Source organism: Knoellia locipacati (assembly GCF_007992835.1).
Taxonomy (GTDB): Bacteria; Actinomycetota; Actinomycetes; order Actinomycetales; family Dermatophilaceae; genus Knoellia; species Knoellia locipacati.
In genome coordinates this window covers 263717-273001 of record NZ_BKBA01000011.1, presented here as the reverse complement: position 1 = coordinate 273001, position 9285 = coordinate 263717, and the positions used below count along the sequence as shown (strand labels likewise).

The following is a 9285-nucleotide window of genomic DNA, read 5'->3' as shown; positions in this document are numbered from 1 at the left end:
GCCCACCGTAGCAGCCCTGGGGCCGCGTTCCAAACCCGCGTCATCCGCTGGTTCGTGACGGTCGGTCACTCCCAACCGTGGCTCCTCGTGGGCGCCACGCCGTCGACAGTGTCGCCACTGTGTCGAGCTGTTGGGGCCAACCCCGGGACCGGCCTACTTCGTGCGGGGCCGTGGGCCCTGCGCAGTGGTGTCCGTTCCTCCCTCTCGGGCTGACATCGAGAACCTTAGAGGACGTTCTCGCCAGAAACCAAATCGGGCCCCTCCGGTCGCCGTTGGAGCGGCATGGAGGGGCCCGATACGGCTGTGCGACAACGCTTTACGCGCGTCGACCAGCCGCCATCGACTTGCGCCCGCGCCTCAGGATGGCCACGGAGCCGTGCAGGAAGTGCTCGTCGGACAGCGTGAACTCCGGGTCGGTGACCTTCTCGCCGTTGACCGAGGCTCCGCCGTCGCCGATCGCACGCCGTGCGGCGTTGCGTGACTCGACCAGCCCGACGGCCACGAGGGCATCGGTCATCGTCATCCCAGGCGCCACCTCACCACCGGGCAGCTCGGCCGTCGCGTCGTCCAGCGTGCGGGCGTCGAGAGCGGCCAGGTCACCCTTGCCGAACAGCGCCTCGGAGGCGGCCTGGACCGATGCCGTCGCCCCTGCCCCGTGGACGAGCGTCGTGACGTCCGCGGCCAGGGTCCGCTGGGCCGCTCGCCGGAACGGCTCGTGCTCCACCTGGCGCTCCAGCTCGGCGATCTCGTCCTGCGTGCGGTCGGTGAAGATCCGCAGGAGCTTGACGACCGAGGCGTCCTCGACGTTGAGCCAGTACTGGTAGAAGGCGTAGGGACTCGTCATGTCGGACGAGAGCCAGACGGCGTTGCCCTCGCTCTTGCCGAACTTGTTGCCGGCGGCGTCCGTCACGAGCGGCGTCGTGAGCAGGTGGACCGACTCCCCCTCCACCTTGTGGATGAGGTCGGAGCCGGCGGTGAGGTTGCCCCACTGGTCCTGCCCGCCGGTCTGGAGCGTGCACCCGTGGGTGCGGTAGAGCTCGAGGAAGTCGAGCCCCTGGAGGATCTGGTAGCTGAACTCGGTGTACGAGATGCCCTCGTCGGAGTTGAGCCGTGCGGCGACGGCGTCCTTCTTGACCATCTGGTTGACCCGGAAGTGCTTGCCGATGTCGCGCAGGAAGTCGAGCGCCGACATCGGCGCGGTCCAGTCGAGGTTGTTGACCATCACGGCCGGGTTGTCGCCCTCGAAGTCGAGGAACGGCTGCACCTGCTGCTGGATGCGCCCCACCCACTCGGCAGTCTGCTCCTTGGTCTTGAGCACGCGTTCGGAGCTCGGTCGCGGGTCACCGATGAGACCGGTCGACCCCCCGACGAGGCAGATGACCCTGTGCCCCGCCCGCTGGAGATGACGCAGCACGATGAGCTGCACGAGGTTGCCGAAGTGCAGCGAGGGAGCCGTGGGGTCGAACCCGCAGTAGCCCGTGATGGGCCCGCGGGTCAGGGCGTCGCGGAGCGCGCCCTCGTCGGTCGTCTGCGCCACGAGGCCGCGCCACTGGAGCTCGGCAAGGATGTCGTTCACGGACGTCAGCCTGCCACGACGAACTCGGTGGACGCCGCACCGCGTCGCCGTGTGGGATGTGGCGCATGCCCACCCTCTTCGACAGCGAGACGCCCGTGACGGACGAGCTCGTGCGCTCCCTCGTGGACAGGCAGTGCCCGCGCTGGCGGGGGCTGCCCCTCCGGGCGATGACGACCTCCGGCACCGAGCACACGACCTACCGCCTCGGCGAGGAGCTGCTCGTCCGGGTGCCGCGCGACGCGGACGCCGAGACCGGGCTGCGCAAGGAGGTCGACTGGCTGCCGCGGCTGCATGGGCGGCTGCCCCTCGAGGTCCCCGTGGTCGAGCACGTCGGGACCCCGACCGAGGACTATCCCCACACCTGGATGGTCAACCGTTGGATCGACGGCGAGGACGTGGCGGCGCGCGTGCTCTCCGGTGACGTGCCGGCGGGGTGGGCCGACACCCTCGCGGCCACCCTGTCGGCTCTGAGGGCGGTCGACCTCGACGAGGTCCCGCAGGAGGACTGGCCACGCGGCGCACGCGGCGGGCACCTGAGCGAGAGGGCGGAGGGGCTCGACCAGCGCGAGGACGCCGTCTCCGGACCGCTCGACGCCACCCCCGTGCGGGCGGTCGTCGACGAGGCCCTGGCCGCCGGGACGCCGGATCCCACCCGGGTCCTGCTCCACGCCGACCTCATCCCGGGCAACCTCGTCGCCCGGGGTGACGACCTCGTGGGCCTGCTGGACTTCGGGACCCTCACGACCGGGTACGCCGCGACCGACCTCACCCCCGCGTGGTGGGTCCTCGACCGACCGGGTCGCGAGCGGTTCCGCGCGCTGCTCGAGGTCGACGACGTCTCGTGGGCCTGGGGCAGGGCGTGCGCGGCCATCCAGGGCCGGATCGCCCACTGGATCTACGAGCCGCGCGGGCACGCCCTGGCGCCGCTGGGTGCCCGTGCCGTCACCCAGGTCCTGTCCGACTGACAGACTGCGGCACATGGGTGAGCGGACGGCATACGACGACTTCATCGCAGGGCTGCCGAAGGCAGAGCTCCACGTCCACCACGTCGGGTCCGCGCGGCCCGAGACGGTCGCGCGGCTGGCGGAGCGGCACCCCGACTCCGGTGTGCCGCAGGGCATCGAGGCGTTGCGGGACTTCTACACGTTCTCGGACTTCGCGCACTTCATCGATGTCTACCTCGCCGTCGTGTCGCTGCTGAGGACGCCCGAGGACATCCACCTGCTGACCTATGAGGTCGCCGAACGCCTTGCGGCACAGCGGGTCCGCTACGCCGAGCTGACGATGACGCCGTTCACGAGCGTGCGGATGGGCATCCCGATCGAGGCCTACACCGAGGCGATCGAGGACGCGCGCCGGGCGGCGGAGCGCGACCACGGCATCGTCCTGCGGTGGGTCTACGACATCCCCGGCGAGGCCGGTCTCGACTCCGCGGACGCGACGATCGGCTACGCGATCGACCACGGGCCGGAGTCGCTCATCGGCTTCGGGCTCGGGGGCCCCGAGGTCCCGCGCCCTCAGTTCAAGCCGCACTTCGACCGCGCGCGTGCAGCCGGCCTCCGGTCACTCCCCCACGCCGGTGAGTCGACCGACGCGCAGTCCGTGTGGGACGCGCTCGACGCCCTCGGTGCCGAGCGGATCGGCCACGGAATCCGGTCCATCGACGACCCACGACTGGTCGAACGCCTTGTCGCAGAGCGCATCCCGCTCGAGGTGTGCCCGACCTCGAACATCGCGACACGGTGCGTCGACCGGCTCGAGGACCATCCTCTGCGCCCCCTGCGCGACGCCGGCGTGGTCGTCACGGTCAACAGCGACGACCCGCCGATGTTCGGCACGACCCTCAACCGCGAGTACGCCATCGCCGCCGACCTCCTCGACCTCGACGAGTCCGGTCTGGCCGACCTCGCAAGGACGGCCGTGGACGTGAGCTACGCCCCCGACGACGTCAAGCGGCGCGTCCGCGACGAGATCAGCGCGTACGCCGGCGGATGACGCCGGGCCGGTAGGCGCTCACCGTCCGCTCCCCCTCGATCCAGAACCGATAGGGGTATGCCGTCCCGTCACCACCGGGGCCGCTCACGCCGACGCGTGGTCCCGTGCGGACGGAGCCGGGATCGACCGGCACGGCGGGTGCCTCGAAGCGCACCGGACCGTCACCGCAGACGTCGACACCGTCGTGGGCCCGGTCGATCGCCAGGGTCGACGTCAGGCGCGCGGGACCACGGGCCCAGTCCCGCTCCGGAACGCCCGCGCGCCGGGCCGCTGCCAGCTCGTGGCCCGCGACGACCTCACCGGCGCGGAGCAGGACGGCCTGGGCCTCGCCCTCGTCGCCGCACACCGCGTTCGCGCACCAGTGCATGCCGTAGCTGAAGTAGACGTAGAGGTGCCCGGCCTCGCCGAACATCACCTCGGTGCGCGGCGTGCGCCCGCGGAAGGCATGCGACCCCGGGTCGGCGCCCTCACCGGCATACGCCTCGACCTCGGTGAGGCGCACGGTGACGCCGCCATGGACGATCGTGCACCCGAGCAGCTCGGGCGCCACGACCAGCGCCGGCCGAGCGAAGAACGACCGGTCCAGGGTCACCGGATCTCGGGGAGTGAGGCGGCCCAGGCACGAGCCTCGTCACGCCGGCCCACGGCCCGGGTCAGCTGCTCGGCCACCCGTCGGGGCGCCGTGCCGCCCTTGGCGTCGCGCGACGCCAAGGAGCCTTCGACCGAGAGCACGTCGCGGACCGCCGGCGTCAGGTGCTCGGAGATGCCGGCGAGGTCGTCGTCGTCGAGGTCCCAGAGCTCGATGCCACGCGACTCGCAGACCCGCACGCACTCCCCCGCGACCTCGTGCGCGACCCGGAACGGGACACCCTGGCGCACGAGCCACTCGGCGATGTCGGTCGCGAGCGAGAAGCCCTGGGGGGCGAGGGACTCGAGTCGCCCGGTGTCGAACACCATCGTGTCGACCATCCCGCTGAAGGCGGGCAGGAGGACCTCGAGGGTGTCGATCGAGTCGAACACCGGCTCCTTGTCCTCCTGGAGGTCGCGGTTGTAGGCGAGCGGCAGGCCCTTGAGCGTCGTGAGCAGGCCGGTGAGGTTGCCCACGAGGCGGCCGGCCTTGCCGCGGGCGAGCTCGGCAACATCGGGGTTCTTCTTCTGCGGCATGATGCTCGACCCGGTCGAGTACGAGTCGTCGAGCGTGACGAAGCCGAACTCCTTGGTCGCCCAGAGGATGACCTCCTCGGCGATGCGTGAGAGGTCGACCGCGACCATCGTCGTCGCGAAGGCGAACTCGGCGACGACGTCGCGGGCGGCGGTGCCGTCGATGGAGTTCTCGACCGACCCGTCGAAGCCGAGGTCCGCCGCGACGGCCTCGGGGTCGAGCCCGAGCGAGCTGCCGGCGAGGGCCCCGGAGCCGTAGGGGCTCAGCGCCGCTCGGGCGTCCCAGTCGCGCAGCCGCTCGACGTCGCGCAGCAGCGGCCACGCGTGCGCGAGGAGGTGGTGGGCGAGCAGGACCGGTTGCGCGTGCTGCAGGTGCGTGCGACCCGGCATGGCGACCGACGGGTGCCGCTCGGCCTGCGCGATGAGGGCGTCGACGACGTCGACGACGAGGCCGGCGACGGTGCGTGCGTGCTCGCGCAGGTACATGCGCACGAGCGTGGCGACCTGGTCGTTGCGGGAGCGGCCGGCCCGCAGGCGGCCACCGACGTCGGGCCCGGCCCGCTCGATGAGCCCGCGCTCGAGAGCCGTGTGGACGTCCTCGTCGCCGGGGGCCGGCACGAACTCCCCCGACTCGACGTCGGCCGCGAGCCGGGCCAGCGCGTCGAGCATGGCGGTGAGGTCGTCGTCGGCGAGCAGCCCGGCGCCGTGCAGCACCCGGGCGTGGGCGCGGGACCCGGCGATGTCGTGCAGCGCCAGGCGCCAGTCGAAGTGCGTGGAGCGCGACAGCTCGGCGAGGGCGTCGGCGGGGCCTCCGCTGAAGCGGCCTCCCCACAGGCTCAGCCCGGTCCGGGCCGGCTCGTTGGCGTCCGTCGTGCTCACACGTTCTCCTTGCGGGTGTATCCCATGAGTCGGGCGGCGACCTTGCGCGACGCCGCCGTGCCTGTCGTGATGACCATGATCGTGTCATCCCCCGCGATCGTCCCGACCACCCCGGGGACGCTCGTGTGGTCGATGGCCGAGGCGAGGAAGTTCGCCGCCCCGGGCGGGGTCCGCAGGACGACGAGGTTGGCCGACTGCTCGGCCGAGACGAGGAGCTCGTGGCACCGCTGTGCCAGCCGGCTCGAGGTCTCCTCCGCGTCGGGAGCGACGCGCACGGTGCGGTCGCCGCCCTCGCCCGGCACGGCATACACGAGGTTCTTGCCGACGCGGACCTTCTCGGCACCCACGTCGACGAGGTCGCGCGACAGGGTCGCCTGCGTGACGTCGATGCCGTCCTCGCCGAGGATGCCGAGCAGCTCGGTCTGCGACCGGACCGGGCGGCTGGAGAGGATCTCGACGATGCGTCGCTGGCGGCCGGTGCGGCTCGACGAGACGGTCATCGGCGCTGCCCGCCGCTCCGCTCGATGAGCCACGACAGGACGGCCTTCTGGGCGTGCAGCCGGTTCTCGGACTCGTCCCACACGACCGACTGCGGCCCGTCGATGACGGAGGCGTCGACCTCGAACCCGCGGTAGGCCGGGAGGCAGTGCAGGAAGATCGCGTCCGGCTTGGCGAGGGCCATGAGCTCGGCGCTCACGGCGTAGCGGGCGAACGGGCTCGCCGACCCCTGGCGGGACTTCTTCTCCTTCTCGAAGCCCATGGAGACCCACGTGTCGGTGGCGACGACGTCGGCCCCGGTCACGGCCTCCGCCGGGTCCTCGACCACGGTGACCGACCCACCGGTCGTCGCCGCGATCTCGGCGGCGCGCGCGAGCAGCGTTGGTGAGGGCTGGTAGCCCGCGGGCGTGCCGATCCGGACGTGCAGGCCAGAGGTCGCCATGCCGAGCAGGTAGCTGTGGCTCATGTTGTTGGCGCCGTCACCGACGTAGGCGAAGGTCAGCCCGGCGAGCGTGCCCTTGTGCTCCTTGATCGTCAGGAGGTCGGCGAGGATCTGGCAGGGGTGGAACTCGTCGGTGAGCGCGTTGACGACGGGGACGCTGGAGTGCGCGGCCATCTCCTCGATGCGCTCCTGGCCGTAGGTGCGCCAGACGATGGCCTTGGCCTCGCGGGTCAGGACGCGGGCGACGTCGGCGATCGACTCACGCACACCCACCTGGGCGAGCTTGCCGTCGATGACGAGCGGGAACCCGCCGAGGTGCGAGATCGCCGCGGCGAACGAGACCTGGGTGCGCAGCGTCTGCTTGTCGAAGAGCACCGCGACGACCTCGGGGCCCTCGAGGCAGCGGTCGCTGAACGGACGCGCCTTGATGGCGGCCGCGCGCTCGAGGATCTCGGCCTGCTCGGCCGGGGTGACGTCGTCGTCCCGGAGGAAGTGCCTGGGGGTGGTGGTCGATCGGGGTCCCCGCGAAGTATCGGAGGAGCGAAGCGGGGGAGAACTTTGTGGGGTGATCATGGGGTCGGCTCCTTGGCGGTGGCGATGAGCGAGGGCAGCGCGGCCACGAAGAGGTCGAGCTCCTCGCGGGTGACGACGAGTGGTGGCACGAGCCGGATGGCGTCGGGCGCGACGGGGTTGACGAGGAAGCCGGCCTCACGGGCAGCGGAGGCGATGCCGGACGACAGCTCGGAGCGCAGCACGACCGCGCGGAGCAGCCCACGCCCGCGGACCCCCTCGATGTCGGGGTGGCCGAGAGCGGCCACGGCGCCGACGAGGTGCTCGCCCATCTGCACGACGTGGTCCAGCAGGCCCTCGGCCTCGATGGTCGAGAGCACGCTGAGCCCGGCCGCCGCGACGAGCGGGTTGCCGCTGAACGTCGAGCCGTGCTGGCCTGCGGTGAGGAGCCCGGTGACGTCGGGGCCGAACGTCACGAGCGCGCCGACCGGCAGTCCTCCGCCGAGTCCCTTGGCGAGGGTGATCGCGTCGGGCACGATCCCACTCTCCTGGAAGCCGAACCAGTCGCCGGTGCGGCCGATCCCGGTCTGGACCTCGTCGATGACGAGCAGCGCTCCTGCCGCCGTGGTCAGCTCGCGGGCGGCACGCAGGTATGCCGGGTCCGCGACGATCGCTCCCGCCTCGCCCTGGACGGGCTCGAGGACCACCGCTGCGGTCTCGGTGGTGACTGCGGCGCGCAGGGCCTCGTTGTCGTTGTAGGGCACGTGCGTGACGTCGGGGATGAGCGGGGCGAACGGGTCGCGATAGGCGGCCTTGGAGGTGAGCGCCAGTGCGCCGGTCGTCCGTCCGTGGAACGCACCCTCCGCAGCGACGAGGCCGGTCCGGCCGGTGCGGCGCGACAGCTTGATCGCACCCTCGACGGCCTCGGCCCCGGAGTTGGCGAAGAAGACGCCGGAGCCGGCGGGCGCACCCGCGATCTCGAGCACCCGTTCGGCGAGCTCGATCTGCGCACGCGACGTGTAGAAGTTGGAGATGTGCGCCATCTCGGCGACCTGCTTCGAGACCGCGGCGACGAGGGCAGGGTGGTTGTGTCCGAGCGCGTTGACGGCGATGCCGCCCACGAGGTCGAGGTACCGCTTGCCGTCGGTGTCCCACACCCAGGCGCCGTCACCCCGCTCGAGGACGAGCTGGGGCGTCCCGAAGACGGGGATGAGCGAGTGTGCGTAGCGGTCGAGCAGCTCGGCCTGTGAGCTCGAGCCTTCGGGGGCGTTCGTGCGGGGTCCCCGCGAAGTATCGGAGGAGCGAAGCGGGGGAAGAACTTCGTGGGGTGCATTCATGCGTCCTCCTCGATGAGGGTGCCGATGCCCTCCGAGGTGAAGACCTCGAGGAGCAGCGAGTGGGGTTCGCGGCCGTCGATGACGTGGGCCTGGGGGACGCCGTCCTCGACCGCGCGGATGCAGGCCTCGAGCTTGGGGATCATCCCGGCGTCGACGCGCGTCAGGAGCTCGCGCGCCTGGCTCAGGGGCAGGGTCGAGAGGAGCGAGGACCGGTCGGGCCACGCGGCATACACGCCCTCGACGTCCGTGAGGACGACGAACTTGCGGGCGCCGAGGGCGACGGCCAGGGCTGCGGCGGCGGTGTCGGCGTTGACGTTGAGGACCTGGCCCTCGTGGTCGAGGTCTGGGGCGATCGTCGACACCACGGGGATGCGGCCGGCCTCGAGGAGGTCGACCACGGCCTGGGTGTTGACGGACACGACGTCGCCGACGAGCCCGAGGTCCACCTCGACGCCGTCGACGACGACCCCGCGGCGGCGCGCGCCGAAGAGCGCGCCGTCCTCTCCGGAGAGCCCGACGGCGAGCGGTCCGTGCTGGTTGAGCAGGCCGACGAGCTCACGTCCCACCTGCCCGGTGAGGACCATGCGGACGACGTCCATGACCTCGGGGGTCGTGACACGCAGACCTGCCTTGAACTCGCTCTCGAGCCCGAGCCGGTCGAGCATCGCCTTGATCTGCGGCCCACCACCGTGGACGACGACAGGGCGCAGGCCGACGTAGCGCAGGAACGCGATGTCCTGCGCGAAGGCGAGCTTGAGCTCGTCGTCGACCATGGCGTTGCCGCCGTACTTGACGACGACGAGCGCACCCCGGAACTCCTCGAGCCAGGGCAGGGCCTCGACGAGGGTGCGCGCCTTGAGCCGGTTCACTTCGTCGGTCACGGGTGG

9 protein-coding genes are annotated in these 9285 nt (G+C 71.7%); 2 read left to right on the top strand and 7 right to left on the bottom strand.

What is annotated here, in order from left to right; genetic code table 11:
- Window positions 1-316: 316 nt before the first annotated feature.
- The gene (tyrS, locus tag KLO01_RS15250) at window positions 317-1576 is read right to left on the bottom strand and encodes a tyrosine--tRNA ligase (RefSeq protein ID WP_147066679.1); all 1260 of its coding nucleotides are present in this window, start codon (window positions 1574-1576) and stop codon (window positions 317-319) included.
- Between the two features lie 65 nt (window positions 1577-1641).
- Between tyrS and KLO01_RS15245 the strand changes: the two genes are divergently transcribed.
- Together KLO01_RS15245 and KLO01_RS15240 are read left to right on the top strand one after the other, a co-directional pair.
- Complete coding sequence (locus tag KLO01_RS15245) at window positions 1642-2541, top strand: aminoglycoside phosphotransferase family protein (protein WP_147066677.1); 900 nt, start codon at window positions 1642-1644, stop codon at window positions 2539-2541.
- A 13-nt stretch (window positions 2542-2554) separates the two neighbouring features.
- A complete protein-coding gene (locus KLO01_RS15240; protein ID WP_147066675.1) occupies window positions 2555-3571 on the top strand; it encodes an adenosine deaminase in 1017 nt (338 codons plus the stop codon).
- Here the strand turns inward: KLO01_RS15240 and KLO01_RS15235 are convergent.
- From KLO01_RS15235 to argB, 6 genes are read right to left on the bottom strand one after another with little or no spacing between them, the layout of a single operon-like run.
- Window positions 3549-4163, bottom strand: a complete 615-nt coding sequence (locus tag KLO01_RS15235) for a DNA-3-methyladenine glycosylase (RefSeq protein ID WP_147066673.1) — start codon at window positions 4161-4163, stop codon at window positions 3549-3551. The genes KLO01_RS15240 and KLO01_RS15235 overlap by 23 nt on opposite strands.
- Window positions 4160-5611, bottom strand: coding sequence for an argininosuccinate lyase (argH, locus tag KLO01_RS15230; RefSeq protein ID WP_147066671.1), 1452 nt, complete (start codon window positions 5609-5611; stop codon window positions 4160-4162). Before argH ends, KLO01_RS15235 begins: the two co-directional genes overlap by 4 nt.
- Window positions 5608-6111, bottom strand: coding sequence for an arginine repressor (locus KLO01_RS15225; protein WP_147066669.1), 504 nt, complete (start codon window positions 6109-6111; stop codon window positions 5608-5610). Before KLO01_RS15225 ends, argH begins: the two co-directional genes overlap by 4 nt.
- Window positions 6108-7124 carry an ornithine carbamoyltransferase gene (gene argF / locus KLO01_RS15220; RefSeq protein WP_246136246.1) on the bottom strand — a complete coding sequence of 339 codons (1017 nt, stop codon included), beginning with the start codon at window positions 7122-7124 and terminating at the stop codon, window positions 6108-6110. The genes KLO01_RS15225 and argF overlap by 4 nt, the downstream gene beginning before the upstream one ends.
- Window positions 7121-8398 (bottom strand): acetylornithine transaminase, encoded by a 1278-nt coding sequence (locus KLO01_RS15215; RefSeq protein WP_147066667.1) that lies wholly within the window; start codon window positions 8396-8398, stop codon window positions 7121-7123. Before KLO01_RS15215 ends, argF begins: the two co-directional genes overlap by 4 nt.
- The gene (argB, locus tag KLO01_RS15210) at window positions 8395-9279 is read right to left on the bottom strand and encodes an acetylglutamate kinase (RefSeq protein ID WP_147066665.1); all 885 of its coding nucleotides are present in this window, start codon (window positions 9277-9279) and stop codon (window positions 8395-8397) included. Before argB ends, KLO01_RS15215 begins: the two co-directional genes overlap by 4 nt.
- Window positions 9280-9285 lie beyond the last annotated feature (6 nt).

Excerpts from the sequence above, each read along its gene's own strand:
- KLO01_RS15215 (WP_147066667.1), bottom strand. The coding sequence starts at position 8,398 with ATGAATGCACCCCACGAAGTTCTTCCCCCGCTTCGCTCCTCCGATACT.
- KLO01_RS15225 (WP_147066669.1), bottom strand. The coding sequence starts at position 6,111 with ATGACCGTCTCGTCGAGCCGCACCGGCCGCCAGCGACGCATCGTCGAG.
- KLO01_RS15240 (WP_147066675.1), top strand. The coding sequence starts at position 2,555 with ATGGGTGAGCGGACGGCATACGACGACTTCATCGCAGGGCTGCCGAAG.
- argF (WP_246136246.1), bottom strand. The coding sequence starts at position 7,124 with ATGATCACCCCACAAAGTTCTCCCCCGCTTCGCTCCTCCGATACTTCG.
- KLO01_RS15245 (WP_147066677.1), top strand. The coding sequence starts at position 1,642 with ATGCCCACCCTCTTCGACAGCGAGACGCCCGTGACGGACGAGCTCGTG.